Annotated in this window: 13 protein-coding genes and 1 pseudogene; 8 read left to right on the top strand and 6 right to left on the bottom strand. The window is 68.2% G+C overall.

The window, feature by feature from the left end; all coding sequences use genetic code 11:
• The 5 genes and pseudogenes from B0T44_RS24630 to B0T44_RS24610 all read left to right on the top strand — a co-directional run.
• On the top strand, nucleotides 1-259 hold a 259-nt coding region (locus tag B0T44_RS24630), incomplete at its 5' end, for a DUF3499 family protein (protein ID WP_081512658.1).
• A gap of 75 nt (nucleotides 260-334) precedes the next feature.
• Nucleotides 335-1,729 (top strand): phosphomannomutase/phosphoglucomutase, encoded by a 1,395-nt coding sequence (locus B0T44_RS24625; protein WP_077121596.1) that lies wholly within the window; start codon nucleotides 335-337, stop codon nucleotides 1,727-1,729.
• A gap of 115 nt (nucleotides 1,730-1,844) precedes the next feature.
• Nucleotides 1,845-2,993 (top strand): annotated as a pseudogene (locus B0T44_RS28755) (tobH protein); the annotation flags it as partial.
• Nucleotides 2,994-3,040: 47 nt separating this feature from the next.
• Nucleotides 3,041-4,258 (top strand): mannose-6-phosphate isomerase, class I, encoded by a 1,218-nt coding sequence (gene manA, locus B0T44_RS24615; protein WP_077121598.1) that lies wholly within the window; start codon nucleotides 3,041-3,043, stop codon nucleotides 4,256-4,258.
• 161 nt (nucleotides 4,259-4,419) lie between these two features.
• A complete protein-coding gene (locus B0T44_RS24610; protein WP_077121600.1) occupies nucleotides 4,420-5,346 on the top strand; it encodes a cation diffusion facilitator family transporter in 927 nt (308 codons plus the stop codon).
• 186 nt (nucleotides 5,347-5,532) lie between these two features.
• Here the strand turns inward: B0T44_RS24610 and B0T44_RS24605 are convergent, their stop codons facing one another.
• The 5 genes from B0T44_RS24605 to rfbD form a co-directional block, all read right to left on the bottom strand.
• Entirely contained in the window at nucleotides 5,533-6,993 is a 1,461-nt protein-coding gene (locus tag B0T44_RS24605) for a phytoene desaturase family protein (protein ID WP_077121623.1), read from the bottom strand.
• 56 nt (nucleotides 6,994-7,049) lie between these two features.
• A complete protein-coding gene (locus tag B0T44_RS24600) occupies nucleotides 7,050-7,628 on the bottom strand; it encodes a TetR/AcrR family transcriptional regulator (RefSeq protein WP_139348023.1) in 579 nt (192 codons plus the stop codon).
• A gap of 159 nt (nucleotides 7,629-7,787) precedes the next feature.
• Nucleotides 7,788-8,867 (bottom strand): mannose-1-phosphate guanylyltransferase, encoded by a 1,080-nt coding sequence (gene manB / locus B0T44_RS24595; RefSeq protein WP_077121603.1) that lies wholly within the window; start codon nucleotides 8,865-8,867, stop codon nucleotides 7,788-7,790.
• 51 nt (nucleotides 8,868-8,918) lie between these two features.
• On the bottom strand, nucleotides 8,919-9,836 hold the full coding sequence (locus B0T44_RS24590; RefSeq protein WP_281254084.1) for a glycosyltransferase family 2 protein: 918 nt from the start codon (nucleotides 9,834-9,836) through the stop codon (nucleotides 8,919-8,921).
• A 212-nt stretch (nucleotides 9,837-10,048) separates the two neighbouring features.
• The gene (gene rfbD / locus B0T44_RS24585; protein WP_425436886.1) at nucleotides 10,049-10,918 is read right to left on the bottom strand and encodes a dTDP-4-dehydrorhamnose reductase; all 870 of its coding nucleotides are present in this window, start codon (nucleotides 10,916-10,918) and stop codon (nucleotides 10,049-10,051) included.
• Between the two features lie 150 nt (nucleotides 10,919-11,068).
• Between rfbD and B0T44_RS24580 the strand changes: the two genes are divergently transcribed.
• From B0T44_RS24580 to B0T44_RS24570, 3 genes are all read left to right on the top strand, one after another.
• Entirely contained in the window at nucleotides 11,069-12,571 is a 1,503-nt protein-coding gene (locus tag B0T44_RS24580; protein WP_281254085.1) for an LCP family protein, read from the top strand.
• 3 nt (nucleotides 12,572-12,574) lie between these two features.
• Complete coding sequence (locus B0T44_RS24575; RefSeq protein ID WP_077121607.1) at nucleotides 12,575-13,300, top strand: TIGR03089 family protein; 726 nt, start codon at nucleotides 12,575-12,577, stop codon at nucleotides 13,298-13,300.
• A gap of 135 nt (nucleotides 13,301-13,435) precedes the next feature.
• Entirely contained in the window at nucleotides 13,436-14,737 is a 1,302-nt protein-coding gene (locus B0T44_RS24570) for a cytochrome P450 (protein WP_077121609.1), read from the top strand.
• Between the two features lie 9 nt (nucleotides 14,738-14,746).
• Here B0T44_RS24570 and B0T44_RS24565 read toward each other — a convergent pair.
• Nucleotides 14,747-15,298, bottom strand: a 552-nt coding sequence (locus B0T44_RS24565; protein ID WP_176219238.1) for a carboxylesterase family protein, incomplete at its 5' end; no start/stop codon positions are given.

Raw genomic sequence — 15,298 nt, 5'->3', positions numbered from 1 at the left:
GGACCTGTGCGCAACCCACGCCTCCCGGATAACCGCCCCCAAGGGCTGGGAGATGGTCCGCCACGAAGGCGGTTTCTCCACCACCCCCGACGACGACGATCTGACCGCACTCGCCGAAGCGGTCCGCGAAGCGGGGCTGCGACGCCGATCCCCCGAACCCGACCGACACGGCTACCGCGACTATGCACCCCCACCGCAACGCACTTCTCGTACCGGACGGCGTGGGCATCTACGGGTGCTCCCCGACCCGCCCAGCTGATCCACGCGAAGCCACTGTGGGGCAACTGCCGGGACCGTGTGGGGGCGCTCACCAGGGGGCACTAGGGTGGTCGCTATGACAGTCGCCCGCTCTGCCGGTTTCGTGAACGCGGTGATCAAGGCCTATGACGTCCGCGGTGTGGTCGGTGAACAGATCGATGCCGAGTTCGTCAGGGATGTGGGCGCTTCGTTCGCCAGGCTGATGCGCGCCGAAGACGCGCGGCGCATCGTGATCGGCCACGATATGCGGGATTCGTCGCCGGAACTGGCCGAAGCCTTCGCCGACGGTGTGCTCGGGCAGGGCCTCGACGTCGTGCACATCGGGCTGGCCTCCACCGACCAGCTGTATTTCGCCTCCGGCAAACTGGACTGCCCCGGCGCCATGTTCACCGCCAGCCACAACCCGGCCCGCTACAACGGCATCAAACTATGCCGCGCCAAGGCGTTGCCGGTCGGCCAGGACACCGGGCTGGCCACCATCGCCGCCGAGGTGGCAGAGGCGTCTGGAGGAGTACCCGCCTACGACGGTCCCGCGGGCGAGTCCACCCGCGTCGATCTCCTCGACGAATACGCTGAATTCCTGCGCGGCCTGGTCGATCTGTCCGGTGTCCGGCCGCTCACCGTCGCCGTCGACGCGGGCAACGGGATGGGCGGGCATACCGTCCCCGCGGTGCTCGGCGCGCTGACGCAGATGCGGATCGTCCCGCTGTACTTCGAACTCGACGGGTCGTTCCCGAACCATGAGGCCAATCCACTCGACCCGAAGAACCTGGTCGACCTACAGGCGCTGGTCCGCGAATCCGGCGCCGATATCGGTCTGGCCTTCGACGGCGACGCCGACCGCTGCTTCGTGGTGGACGAGAACGGCGACCCGGTATCGCCGTCGGCGATCACCGCGCTGGTCGCCGAACGCGAACTGGCCAAAGAACCCGGTGGAGTGATCATCCACAACCTGATCACCTCCCGTTCGGTGCCGGAGCTGGTCACCGAACTCGGCGGCACAGCGGTGCGCACCAGGGTGGGGCATTCGTTCATCAAACAGCAGATGGCGGCCACCGGCGCGGTGTTCGGCGGCGAGCATTCCGCGCACTACTATTTCCGCGATTTCTGGGGCGCCGACTCCGGCATGCTGGCCGCGCTGCACGTGCTGGCCGCACTCGGTGAGAAGAAACAACCGATGTCGGAACTGATGGAGTCCTACACCGGTTACGCGGCCTCCGGGGAGGTCAACTCCACCTTGGCCGACACTGCCGACACAGCGGACCGGACAAGAGCCGTGCTCGACGCGTTCGCCGACCGGGCGGTTTCGGTGGACCGGATGGACGGGGTGACCGTGCAGTTGCCCGAGCAGGCCTGGTTCAATCTGCGCGCATCCAATACCGAACCACTGCTGCGACTCAACGTCGAAGCCCGATCACCAGAGGAAGTAGACGCACTCGTAACCGAGATTCTGGGCATCGTCCGCGCCTGACTGGAATAGTGGAATCACAGACATTGAATTCGCCCGGTCCGGACCCGGTGCGGACGACCCGGGCGCGAGCGAGCCGGAACCGAAGACAAGGCGATGAGGGGAGGTGGGACGCCCGATGATCGCTGGAACACCGGTACTCGATCTCGACGATGCCGCATCGCTCGAGGCCGCCGACAGCGGCGGCGCCCTGCGCTCGGCCGCATCCGGCGGCGCTCAGGTGCGCGCCACCGCAGCAGCCGTCGAAGAAGACATGTTGACGCGGCTGGACGGCCTGCAGCCGCGCAGCCTGCTGCTGGTTTCCGGGGCAGGCCGAGCCACCCGCGCCGCGGGCCTGCTCATCGCCGCGCTCGGTGACCGGGCCGGACTGCCGGTGGTGCCCGTTGCCGCGGTCCCGCCATGGGTCGGGCCATTGGACGTGGTGCTGGTATCCGGTGACGACCCGGCCGACCCGCGCCTCATCGACGCGGTCGACCGGGCGCAGCGGCGCGGCGCCGAGGTGATCGTCGCCGCACCCGCCGAAGGGCCACTGCGCGCCGTAACGGCGGGCAGGTCCGCGGTGCTGGAACCGCGGGTCCGGGTGCTCGACCACAATCGGCTGCTGCGTTTCCTCGCCGTCGGCATCGCGGTGCTGCGCGCGATAGATCCCGGCCGCAGCGGGGCGGTGCTGCCCGAGCTCGGCGAACTCGCCGACGTGCTCGACGCCGAAGCATTGCGCGACGGACCACAGCACGAGGTTTTCCACAATCCCGCCAAAACCCTTGCGACACGGATGCAGGAGCGCAGGGTAGTGCTGACCGGCGACTCCGCCGCCGCCACCGAACTGGCCGCGCACGCCGCCGAGGTACTGCTGCAGTCCGCCGGCCGGGTGGCCGCAGCGGTCGACCTGACCGTTGCGGTGGCCGCGCTACCGCGGATGACGGCGGCCACCGCGTCGGCGCCGGACTACGATCCGCTGTTCCATGACGATCAGCTCGACGGTCCGCCCCCGGTCGACCGGCTGCGGGTGTTCCTACTGAGCGCCGATACCGACGAGGTCGCCGCACGGCGCAAACTCGCCGTGTTCGCCACCTCCGGCGCGGTGGACGCCGACCTCGTCAACGCCGACACCGACCCCACCGAAGAACCGGCCGGGGCCCGGCCCAGCGAACAACCGAGCGACGAGACAATCAACGGCCGCGGCCGCGGCGGGGACCTGCAACGACTCGCGGTGCTGGCGCTGCGACTGGAAATGGCCGCGGCCTATCTACGGCTGCTCAGTTCCGGGGAGACCACGGCAAGCGGCGCAGATACCTACCACGGGGGACGCTACCAGTGCACGAACTCGTTGGTGCGTTGCGTTCCTATGCCTGGGGGTCACGCACCGCACTCGCCGAATTATGTGGCAGGCCCGTACCGTCCGCTCATCCCGAAGCCGAACTCTGGTTCGGCGCTCACCCAGCCGACCCGGCCTATCTGCGCAGCAGTGACGGCACGCGCTCGCTGCTGGACCTGGTCTCGGCCGATCCGGAACGGGAACTGGGCCCGGCGGCAACCGAATTCGAAGGCAAGCTGCCGTTCCTGCTGAAAATCCTCGCCGCCGAGGAACCACTGTCGCTGCAGGCGCATCCGAGCGCCGAGCAGGCGCGCGCCGGTTTCCGTCGGGAGAACCGCGCGGAGGTTCCGCTGGATTCGCCGATGCGCAACTACCGCGACGACAACCACAAACCGGAACTGGTGGTGGCACTGAGCCGCTTCGAGGCGCTCGCCGGTTTCCGGGATCCGCGCCGCACCGTCGAACTCTTCCGAGCGCTGGACGTGCCCGCGCTGGCCTCCTACACCGAACTGCTCGCCGCCCAACCCGACTCCGGCGGCCTGCGCACCCTGTTCACCACCTGGATCACCCTGCCGCAGAACGTCCTCGCCGCCCTGCTGCCCGAGGTGCTCGACGGCTGCGTGCGCTATCTGTCCAGCCGCAAACGCAAATTCGCACCCGAAGCACGCACCGCGCTCGAACTGGCCGAAACCTACCCGGGGGACGCCGGAGTGCTGGCCGCGCTGCTGCTCAACCGGCTGACCCTGCAACCCGGTCAGGGCCTGTTCCTCGACGCGGGCAACCTGCACGCGTACCTGCGCGGCGTCGCGGTGGAGATCATGGCCAACTCTGACAACGTGCTGCGCGGCGGCCTCACCCCCAAACACGTCGACGTGCCGGAACTGTTGCGGGTACTGGATTTCGAGCCCATTGATCTACCGCTGGTGCTGCCGGAACCGGCCGGGGACGGCTCGGTGCGCTACCGCACGCCCGCACCCGAATTCGCGCTGCGCCGGTTCGACCTGACCGAAGGGGCAGGACAGGTGCCGCTCACCGATGCGGGACCGGGCATCGTGCTGTGCTCGGTGGGATCGGTGCGCTTGCTGCACGACGGGACACAGCTGGTGCTCGAGCGCGGGGCGGGCGCCTGGATCTCGGCCACCGACACCGATATCCGCGCTCAGGCGGTGGACGGGCCCGCCCAGGTTTTCTGCGCGTGCGTAGGTGGCAACGCCTGAGCTGCCGCCGACGCGCTGACGTGGCCGCTTCTTCCCGGTTTCGGCGCGCCGGGTTCGCGGTGGCTCGCATAGTCTGTTTCGCGGCCGGTTCGGTCATCGGATGAAGCGGCGAGCGAAACCGGCGCGGTTTCGGCACATCGAGCACAGGAGGACAGCGGCTCATGTCTGCTGGTGGTGGGAAGAAGGCGATTATCGCCGCGTTGACCGCGAACGCGGGGATCGCGGCGGCCAAGTTCATCGGTGCGGCGATCACCGGCTCGGCGTCGATGCTGGCCGAAGGCGTGCACTCGGTGGCCGATACCGCCAACCAAGGGCTGCTGCTGTTCGGGCAGAGCCGTGCCAACCAGGAAGCCACCCAGTTGCACCCGTTCGGGTACGGGCGCAACCGCTACTTCTACTCGTTCGTGGTGGCGCTGGTGCTGTTCACCCTCGGCTCGGTGTACGCGGTGTACGAAGGCATCCACAAGATCCAGCATCCGGAGGACCTCAGCTCGCCGATCGTGGCAGTGGTCATTCTGGTCGTCGCGATCGGGCTGGAAACCTTCAGTTTCCTCACGGCCGTGCGGGAATCGAGGCCGCTCAAAGGGACGGCGAGCTGGTGGCGGTTCATCCGCAACTCCCGCAGCCCGGAACTGCCGGTTGTGCTGCTCGAGGACACCGGCGCGCTCATCGGTCTGATCTTCGCCCTGCTGGGCGTGGGTCTCACGTGGATCACTGGCAACCCGGTGTTCGACGGTATCGGCACGCTGGCCATCGGCGCCCTGCTCGGCGTGATCGCGATCGTGCTCATCGTGGAGATGCAGAGCCTGCTCATCGGTGAGGGCGCGACCCCCGAACAGGACCGCGCGATCCGCGCCGGACTGGTCGACAACAACCGCATCGACCGCGTCATCCACCTCAAAACCCAGTATCTGGGCCCGGAAGAACTGCTCGTCGCCGCCAAGGTCGCGATCGTCCCCAACCTGGACATCGAGGCGATCGCGGCCGCTATCGACGAGGCCGAAGCCCGTGTGCGCGCCGCGGTGCCCGAGGCCAGGGTGATCTACCTCGAACCGGACCTCTATCGCACCCCCGCCGCGGCCGGTTGACCGCCCTCGTGCGCATCCGCTCGCCCCGTGGCAGATGCGCACCGGCGTTTGCCACCCCGGTTATTCGAAGACAAAAACGTAACGCAGCCTCATCGGTGAGCCGGACTCGGTGTCGATAGCCTCGACCGAGGACGGATCGGCGCGCAGGACTGAAGATGTCGTGGTGGTCGGCCGGGGGACCGAGCTTCAGCGGTTCGTTGCGGCGAGTAGTTCCAGGGGGTCGGTGTAGACGCCGAAGCGGCGGCGCAGGACGTGGTTCGCGGCGTGCAGGCCGGACATGCCGTGAACACCGGGGCCGGGCGGGGTGGACGAGGAACACAGGTAGACGCCGGGGAGTGGGGTGGCGTACGGGTTCCAGCGGGGGGCGGGGCGGAACGCGGTCTGGCGCAGTGTCATCGCGCCCGCGGAGATATCGCCGCCGATGTAGTTGGCGTTGTAGGTGGACAATTCGGTGGCGGTGCGGACACTGGTGGCGAGGACGAGATCGCGGAAACCCGGCGCAAAGCGTTCGATCTGGGCGATCACCGTATCGCTGACGTCGCGGTCCGAGCCGTGCGGCACATGGGCGTAGGTGTAGAAGGTGTGTTTGCCCTCCGGTGCGCGGCTGGGGTCGACGACGCCGGGCTGGATGGCCAGCACGTACGGGCGGTCGGAGTGTCGGCCTGCGGCCACAGCGCGTTCAGCGGCCATGGCTTCGGCGCGGGTGCCGATCAGGTGCAGGGTTCCGGCGCGGGCGCAGTCCGGGTGCTGCCACGGCACCGGGCCGGACAGGGCGAAATCGACCTTGCAGGCGGCGCTGCCGTACCGGAATCGGCCGAGGGTGCGGCGGTAGCGGTCGGGCAGCCGCTGGCCCGCGATGCGGAGTAGTTCGGCCGGGGCGGTGTCGAGAACGACCGCGCGCGCGTCGCGGAACTCGTCGAGTGAGTCGACCCGATGCCCGGTGATCACCTTGCCGCCCAGCAGTTCCAGGTCGGTGACCATGGCGTCGATGATCGCCTGGCTGCCGCCGCGCGGGATCACCCAGCCGCCCGCATGCGCCAGGGTGGCGAGCATCAGACCCGCACCGGCGGCGGGCAGCGCCCGAGGTTGGGTGATGGCGTGGGTGGCTACACCGGTGAGCAGCGCGGGTGCGATCTCGTCGCCGAACCGCGCGTTCCACAGCGGGGACCCCTGCTCCAGGGTGCGCAGCCCGAACCGGATGGTGGTCGGCGATAGCAGCGGCACATGCCGCATGTCGGACATGGCCAAGTCCACGACCTGCTGCCAGTCCCGCACCAGCGGGGCGAACAGCGACCGCCACATCGGGCCGTCGCGCCCCAGATCCGCGACCGTCCGCTCCAGATCGTGCCAGGCGATCCCGGCCGCGCCGCCGTCCAGCGGATGCGCGTAGGACGCCTCCGGAGTCAATAGATCCACGCCGTGCGCGGCCAGATCGAAAGCCCGGAAGAACGGCGAGGCCAACGCCATCGGGTGCGCGCCCGCGCAAGTGTCGTGCCGGAACCCGGGCAACGTCACCTCAGCCGTCCGGCTGCCACCGCCGATGGTGTCCTGCGCCTCATGTACCTCGACGGCGAGACCGGCTCTGGCCAGGATCACCGCCGCCGCGAGCCCGTTCGGTCCGGATCCGACCACCACGACATCAGCCATGCCCCGATTGTGCCGTGCCGCGCGCGAGGCCGCCGCGACCCCGGCGGCATGCCTGGTCACACCGGCCGTGCGGTCAATAGTTCGCACGCGATCGCGATCCGCTGCTCCCGAAAATCCGGGCGCAGCCGCCCGGCCCGTTCCAGAGTGGCCAGGCCGTGCACCATGCTCCAGGCGACCTCGGTACCGCTCTCAGGGGCCGATGAACCGGTGAACGGCGCATAGGCGGCTGCGATCTCGGCGAATGCGTCGCGCAGCGCGGCGGGGGCGTCCGGGCCGAAGGTCAGGTCGGTGTTCAGCAGGAACATTGCGTCGTAGAGCGCGGGATTGGCGGCGGCGAATGCGAGATAGCCGCGAACGAGCCCGACCAGGGCAGTTTCGGGGTCGGCAGCGGCCGTGCGGATATCGCGTAGTTGCCGCCCCAATTCGCCGAATCCCTGTTCGGCGACGGCTGAGACAATGGCTGATTTCCCGGCGAAGTGGCTGTAGAGCACGGGCTGGCTGTACTCGATGCGCTCGGCGAGTTTGCGCACCGTGACCGCTGCCCAACCGTGCTGCTCGGCGGGGTGCACGGACTCACCGCCGTACTGGTAGCGGTCACCGGGTTGCTGCTGCTCCGGGAACGGCAGATCCTGCACACTCGGTCGTCGGCAGCTGCTCGACCAGCCGAGTCCTGACGGACGCGAGCTCTGGCACGGCCCGATGACGACACCGACCGGCGCCGAGCCGGGAACGCACGCTGTACCCGAGGGCTACGCGGCCACGTCGGAGGACCGGCCGCGCCGCCGGCGGAAACGTCAGACGTCGGTGGAGAAACGGATACCGCCGTCAGGGATCTCCACGCCCGGCCAGATACGGGCACCGCGCAGCAACTCGCAGCGGGCGCCGACACTGGCACCATCACCGATGACCGCGTCGCGGACCAGGGCACGAGGACCGATACGGGCACCGAAACCGATGATGGAACGCTCGACGGTGGCTCCCGCCTCCACGCAGGCACCGTCGAACAGGACCGCGCCGTCGAGGCGAGCGCCTGCGCCGACCTCGGCCCCCCGGCCGACGACGGTGCCACCGATGAGCAGCGCGCCCGGGGCGACGCCCGCACCCTGATGGACCAGCGATTCACCGCGCTGACCGGGCAACGCGGGCGAAGGGGCGATACCGCGGACCAGGTCGGCGGAACCGCGGACGAAATCCTCCGGGGTGCCCATATCGCGCCAGTACGAGGTGTCGACATGGCCCTGGACCCTGGCCCCCTCGGTGAGCAGCGCGGGAAACACCTCGCGCTCCACCGAGACGGGACGTCCGCTCGGGATCTTTTCGATGTATTCGCGGCGGAAGACGTAGCAGCCTGCGTTGATCTGATCGGTAGGAGGGTCCTGGGTCTTCTCCAGGAACGCGGTGACCCGGCCGTCGGCGTCGGTGGGGACGCAACCGAACGCGCGCGGATCGCTCACCCGTACCAGGTGCAGCGTGACATCGGCGTTCGTGGACTCATGGGTGGCCAAGATGGCACCCAGATCGGTGCCTGCGAGCACGTCACCGTTGAACACCATGACGTTGTCGGCGCGCAGTTTGGGCAGCACGTTGCGGATGCCGCCGCCGGTGCCCAGCGGTTCGGTCTCGGTGACGTACTCGAGTTCCAGTCCCAGGTCGGAGCCGTCGCCGAAATGTTCGGCGAACACCTCCGCCTTATAGGAGGTGCCGAGCACCACATGGGTGATACCTGCCTCGGCGATACGCGCGAGCAGATGGGTGAGGAACGGCAGCCCCGCGGTCGGCAGCATCGGCTTGGGCGCCGACAGGGTCAGCGGGCGCAGCCGCGTTCCCTGGCCGCCGACCAGAATCACGGCGTCGGTGCCTGTATGTCCTGCCATCGGGCTCCCTCGTTCACAGTCGAACACTCCGTCGGCTCGCGCCCACCGGGCTCAAACCTCCGCACGCGCCTTGTCACGCAGCGCAGATCGAACCGCAATTCGGCAGCGGACCGCAAGTCCGGCCTGCAGCGCCAACCGCAGCGGGGCCTGCCACCAGTGCGGATGCCGATCGGCCTGGAAACGGTAGGCGCTGGCGTGGTGGGCGGGCAGCATGACCTCCGGGTTGCGTCCGGCGGCATGCCCCTTGGCGTGAGTGATCTCGGCCGACGGTACGAACACGTTGTGCCAGCCCGCCTTGCCCATGCGGTCGCCGAAGTCGACGTCCTCCATGTACATGAAATAGCGGGAATCGAACCCGTCGATGGAGTCGAACGCGGCGCGGCGCACCAGCAGGCAGGACCCGGACAGCCAGCCAACGGCGCGCTCGGAGATCCCCTCGTTGTCCTGCCGGTAGCGCAGCGTCCACGGGTTCGACTTCCACACGGCGCCGAGGATGGCGTGACCGGCACCGTCGAGCAGCCCGGGCACCGAACGCGCGGACGGATAGATGCTGCCGCCGGGTTCGCGCACCATCGGCCCCAGTGCCCCGGCCCGCGGCCAGCGACGGGCGGCGGCGAGCAGTTCATCGATGGCGTTGGTGCCCCAGCGGATATCGGGATTGGCGATCACCACGAACTCGATATCGGGGTCCAGTTCCGCCATGGCCCGGTTGATGGCGCCGCCATAGCCGATATTGCCGCCGGTGCGCAGAAGCCGCACAGACGAGTTGGACTCGGCGACCAGCTCGGGCACCCCGTCGACCGACCCGTTATCGGCCAGGATCACCTGCGGTTTCTCGACAGTCGCGGTGGCCAGGGTGTCGATGAAGTGCTGGAGGTGCTCACCCGGGGAGTAGGTGACCGTGATCACGGCCAGGCCGGGGCGGCTGCTCGACAAGTCCCTCGATACATCTGCATCGGAAGCGCTCACAACGAACCACCCTAGTGGGCACAGCCGAGCGAAACGCGCCCACAGCCCGCGCACGGCCAGAGCGAAAGCGGAGGCACGCCCGGAGCGAGTGCGAGAAGATACGCAGGTCACACGCCCGGAGCAAAGGCGGTAGATAGGCAGACCCGCACAGCCGTGCGTCATGCGGGATGTAGCCATAAATGCGCATGGCCGGAGCGAAGGCGGAGGTACGCCTAATCCGACCGGCGGGCGAGGGCGTCTTCCAGCGCGGAACGCCAATGCTGCAACGGTGTCAAGCCCGCGTGACACCAGGATTCACCGGAGAGGACCGAATACGCCGGGCGACGCGCAGGTCTCGGGAAGGCGGCCGAATCGCAGGGACGCACCCGGGCCGGGTCCGCCCCTATCCCGGCGAAGACCGCACGGGCCAGTTCGAACCAGGTGGCCTGCCCGTCGTTGGTGGCGTGCAGCAGACGGGGCGCGCCGGGATGGGCGGCCAGTTCCAGTAGGCCTGCGGCCAGGTCGGCGGCGTAGGTGGGGGAACCGAGTTGGTCGTCGACCACGTCGACGGTGTCGCGTTCGGCTTCCAGCCGCAGCATGGTCGCCACGAAATCATTGCCCGCCCCGCTGTACACCCATGCCGTGCGGACTATATGCGCCTGCGGCGCCAGCTCCAGCACAGCACGCTCACCTGCGAGTTTGGACCGGCCGTACACGGTAGCCGGGCCAGTGGGGTCGGTGGTCCGGTAGGGCTGGTTCGCCGTGCCGTCGAAGACGTAGTCGGTGGACACATGGATCAAGCGTGCCTCGGCGCGCGCACAGGCAGCGGCGAGCACGGCAGGCCCGGTCTCGTTGCCGGCGAACGCCGCCTCGCGGTCTGTTTCAGCCTGATCCACCGCGGTATACGCAGCACAGTTGAGCACGATATCGCCGGGTCGCAGCACAGCATGCACTGCCGCGGCGTCGGTGATGTCGAGTTCGTCGCGCCCGAAGGCCCGAGCCGACGGCGCGAGACGGGTCAGTTCCCGGCCGACCTGCCCGCCCGCACCGGTGACGACGAGGCGGGCGGGCAGGTCGGATCCGGGTGTTACGGCTGTGTCCACACGGGCAAGTCTGGCACGCCGGGACACTCGCAGTTCGGCTCCGGAGGCGTTGCCGTTGGTTAGCCTCCTGACGGGAGGGTGTCGACAGAACGGCGAACCGGTCGCCGGATCTTGCTTCGCGCGGATTCGGGATAGGGAAAGGATGTTCAGGTGGCGCAGCGGAGGAACGGGGCGGGGCGAGCGACACCGCCGGAGCCGAGTGTGTGGGGGCCGTTGCGGGTGATCATCGCCGCCACCGCGGTGCTGATCCTGGTGCTGACGGGTTTCGCGTGGCGGAGTGTGGACTCACTGGTGTCGAATATCGAACGGATCTCCGATCTCGGGCTCGGCGGGGGCAGCGATGGCGCGGTGGATATTTTGCTGGTCGGGGTCGATTCGCGCACCGACGCGCACGGTAATCCGCTGACCGAAGCCGAACGCGCCATGCTGCACGCGGGAGACGAGATAGGCACCAATACCGACACCATCGTGCTGATGCGGGTCCCCGACGACGGCCGCTCGGCCACCGCCATCTCGCTGCCGCGCGACGCCTATGTGGATATTCCCGGCCTGGGTCGCGGCAAGATCAACTCCGCGTACGGGGCCACCAAGCAGAAGGTCTACCAGAACCTGCTCGACCAGGGCGCCACCGAACAGGAAGCCGAACGCGAATCCACCCAGCGCGGGCGGCAGGCGCTGATCAAGTCCGTCGCCGGGCTGACGGGGGTCGCCGTCGACCATTACGCCGAGGTCAGCCTGCTCGGTTTCGTGCTGCTCACCGACGCGGTGGGCGGGGTCGACGTATGCCTGAAAAACGCGGTCGACGAACCACTGTCGGGCGCGCGTTTCCCTGCGGGACGCCAACGCCTGGACGGGCCGCGCGCGTTGAGCTTCGTACGACAGCGACATGAGCTGCCGCGCGGCGACCTGGACCGAATCGTGCGCCAACAGGTGTTCATGGCACAACTGGTACACCAGGTGCTGAGTGCCCGCACACTGAGCGATCCGGGCAGGCTGAGCGAGCTCAGCGATGCCGTCGGCCGCACCGTAGTGCTCGACGACGGCTGGGACGTGCTGTCGTTCCTGCAGCAGTTGCAGGACCTCAGCGCGGGCGAGGTGACCTTCGAAACCATCCCGGTGGCCGACCTGAACGGGATGACATCGGATGGGGAATCGGTGGTGCGGGTCGACCCGGAGGAAGTCGAAAAGTATGTGGCGTCGCTGGCAGGCGCAACACCCACCAAGGCCGCGGAAACCACCAGACGCGCCAAGCCTGCGGTCGATCCGTCGTCGGTCGTCGTCGACGTGTACAACGCAGGCACCGTCAGCGGTTTGGCAAGCGACGTCTCGCAGGCGCTGGGTGCACAAGGTTATTCCACCGGAGAGGTGGGTAATTACACCGGCGGGACCGTAGCCGGCAGCCGGGTGCTCGCGTCGTCGAGCTCCGACCCGGACGCCGACGCGGTCGCCGAGGCACTCGGCGGACTGCCGGTGCTCGCCGATTCATCGGTACCACCGGGCTCGGTGAGCGTCGTGCTGACCGGTGACTATTCTGGTCCCGGGTCGGCGGCGAACAGCATGTTCGACTTCGACAACCCGTCGACCTCGGCCACCCCGGTCCCGCCCGCCCCACCGATCGATGCCGGCAAGGACGGACCGACATGCGTGAATTAGACAATGCGTGAATTCGAACAGGCACTGACCCTCACCGAGGCAGTGCTGGACCCGGTATTGGAACGCGAACCGGCCGCTCCGCGCGTCACCTACTACAACGACGCCACCGGCGCCCGGATCGAACTGTCCGGCCTGACGCTGGCCAACTGGGCGGCCAAAACAGCCAATCTGGTGCGCGACGAATTCGGCCTCACCCCCGGCGCTCGCGTCGCGGTACTGCTGCCTGCGCACTGGCAGACCGCCGCCGTGCTGCTCGGTTGCTGGTGGGCGGGCACCGAGATAGTGCTGCGACCGGACGCGGACGCCGAGCTGACCCTGGCCGTGGCCGACCGCATCGACGATGCCGAAGGTTCCGGTGAGCTCGCCGCGCTGTCGTTGGACGCGATGGGAACCCCGGTGCAGGACCTGCCCATCGGGGTCACCGATTTCGCGACCGCGGTACGAGTACACGGCGACCAGTTCCTGCCCGGCGGAACCGGCGTGGCGCTGGACGGACTCTCGGTGCCCGAAGTTCTGGAACGAGCCCGCAAATCCGCCGCTCGCCAGCACATCTCCGAAGGAGACCGGGTGCTGTCGAGCACCACATGGGAAACCCCGGACGAGCTGATCGACGGCTACATCGCGGTGCTCGCGGCCGGTGCGTCACTGGTGCAGGTGGACGAACCCGATTCCGCACTGCACGCACGACGAGTGGAAACAGAGCGAGTAACCGTCCAGCGGATGAGTTGATGGCGCTGGCGCGCGCTCGCCCCGGGCGGTGGGCAACTCCCGGTTCGGCTGCGGTAAGAGGGCTGGCCTGAACATGTTCCGGCTCCGAGCGGTGTTCCGTAAGGTTGTGACAAGCGCAACGACGGAGTTGGTGAGATGAAGCCACACTATTGGTTCCACTGGTTGTCCAAACACGGTCTGCTCCGTACGGTCGTCCGCAGGCAGGCGCGGCGCAACGACCCGTTCTCGCGGCTGATCGGGGGGTCGGAAGGTATCGACGATCCGTATCCGTTGATCGAACAGCTGCGCGGCGACGGCGGCCTGCACCGGGTCGCGATATCGTGGGCGACCTTCGACCACGCGCTCACCCGCGCCATCCTCCGGGACAACCGGTTCGGGGTGATGCCACCGGACAGCATTCAGCTCCCCGGCCCGCTGCGCCGGTTGGCCGAACGGTATCCGGTACCACCCAACCCGACGTCTCCGCCGTCGATGCTGGTGATCGACCCACCGGACCATACGAAGATGCGTAAACCGGTCGCCTCGGCCTTCACCCCGCGTGCGATCGGCAGACTGCGCGACCGGGTGGAAACGGTCACCGAGGAGCTGCTGGACGCGCTGCCGTCGGACGGTTCGGCCGACCTGATCGAATCGTTCGCCGCTCAGGTGCCGATCGCGATCATCTCCGAGATGCTCGGTTTCCCCGATTCCGATCGGGAACGGTTCCTGTCCTGGGGCGACGATATGACCCCGCTACTCGACTTCGGTATCGCCCACGGCACCTATCAGCGCGCGATGGTAGCGACCGAACGGATGAACATCTACCTCACCGGCCATATCGAACGGTTACGCCGCGAACCGGGCGACGACATCCTCAGCAGCCTGGTCAGCGCGGGCGAACTGACCACCGACGAACTGATCGCCACCGCGAGCCTGCTCATGGGCGCCGGTTTCGAGACCACGGTCAACCTGATCGGCAACGGCATCGTGCAACTACTGCGCAACCCCGAGCAGCTGGACCGGTTGCGGACGGAACCGGAACTGTGGCCCAACGCTGTGGAGGAAGTGTTGCGCATCGATCCACCGGTACAGCTCACCGGGCGCGTCGCCCTGAGCGATCTGGAACTCGACGGCGTCCGGATACGCCGCGGCACGGTGATCGTGCTGTCACTGGCCGGCGCGAACCGCGATCCGGCGGTGTTCAACGAGCCGGCCCGCTTCGACGTGGGCAGGCCGAACGCCAAAGACCACCTCACCTTCAGCAGCGGCATACACGCCTGCCTGGGTGCGAGCCTGGCTCGGATGGAAGGAACCTACGCCCTGCGCGCACTGTTCGAGCGGTTCCCCGACCTACGTTTGGACGGCACACCACAACCCCGTGAGCTGTTCACACTGCACGGATACCGGCAGCTACCTGCGCAGCTCGGTCAGCGCGCGCGAGCTGGTGTGCTGAATTAGCGGTTCAGCTCAGGCGAAGCCGACCGCGCGCTCACCCCAGGCGGTGAACAACTCCCGGTCCGGGTCCTCCACCACGCGGTCGATGCTGTCGATCAGCAGCGTTGCGCGGACGCCGGGCCGGTAGGGCGGCCAGTGTTTGGAGCCGTCCAGTGCCGCGGGCACACCATGGGTGGCGAAGGCCAGCCAGCGGCGCATCATCCGGCCGGAAACAGCCATTGCCTGTTTGCGGCCGCCGAGCCAGAAAGTCGGATCGTGGTTGAAAGTGCCGAAATTGCCGAAAACATACGGTAGTTCGGTAGCGTGACCCGCGCCGACCCGAGCGGCGCGCAACATCGGTGTTGCGTGGTCGAACCGGTACATCCAGGTATCGGAATGGCGGGCATGGCCGTCGGCAACCCAGTGCGCGGGCATGCGGAACGCGGCATCGGTGGACATGGCCAGCGCACCACGCGATTTCGCCAGATCCGGGTAGGCGGCGGTGATTTCGGCGATCCGCTCGTGCGACAGGCCGGGGTGACTGTCCCGTACCCCGTTGAGCATGGCGTTCACCGCCTCCGGGGT

The sequence above is a fragment of the Nocardia donostiensis genome, assembly GCF_002081715.1.
Taxonomy (GTDB): domain Bacteria; phylum Actinomycetota; class Actinomycetes; order Mycobacteriales; family Mycobacteriaceae; genus Nocardia; species Nocardia donostiensis.
Note: the sequence above shows the minus strand (reverse complement) of the source record. Positions and strands in the feature narration are given on the sequence as shown.

What these genes read in the sequence shown, in the direction of transcription:
- B0T44_RS24570 (WP_077121609.1), top strand. Translation starts at nt 13,436, where the DNA reads ATGAAGCCACACTATTGGTTCCACTGGTTGTCCAAACACGGTCTGCTC.
- B0T44_RS24605 (WP_077121623.1), bottom strand. Translation starts at nt 6,993, where the DNA reads ATGGCTGATGTCGTGGTGGTCGGATCCGGACCGAACGGGCTCGCGGCG.
- B0T44_RS24610 (WP_077121600.1), top strand. Translation starts at nt 4,420, where the DNA reads ATGTCTGCTGGTGGTGGGAAGAAGGCGATTATCGCCGCGTTGACCGCG.
- B0T44_RS24625 (WP_077121596.1), top strand. Translation starts at nt 335, where the DNA reads ATGACAGTCGCCCGCTCTGCCGGTTTCGTGAACGCGGTGATCAAGGCC.
- manB (WP_077121603.1), bottom strand. Translation starts at nt 8,867, where the DNA reads ATGGCAGGACATACAGGCACCGACGCCGTGATTCTGGTCGGCGGCCAG.
- B0T44_RS24575 (WP_077121607.1), top strand. Translation starts at nt 12,575, where the DNA reads ATGCGTGAATTCGAACAGGCACTGACCCTCACCGAGGCAGTGCTGGAC.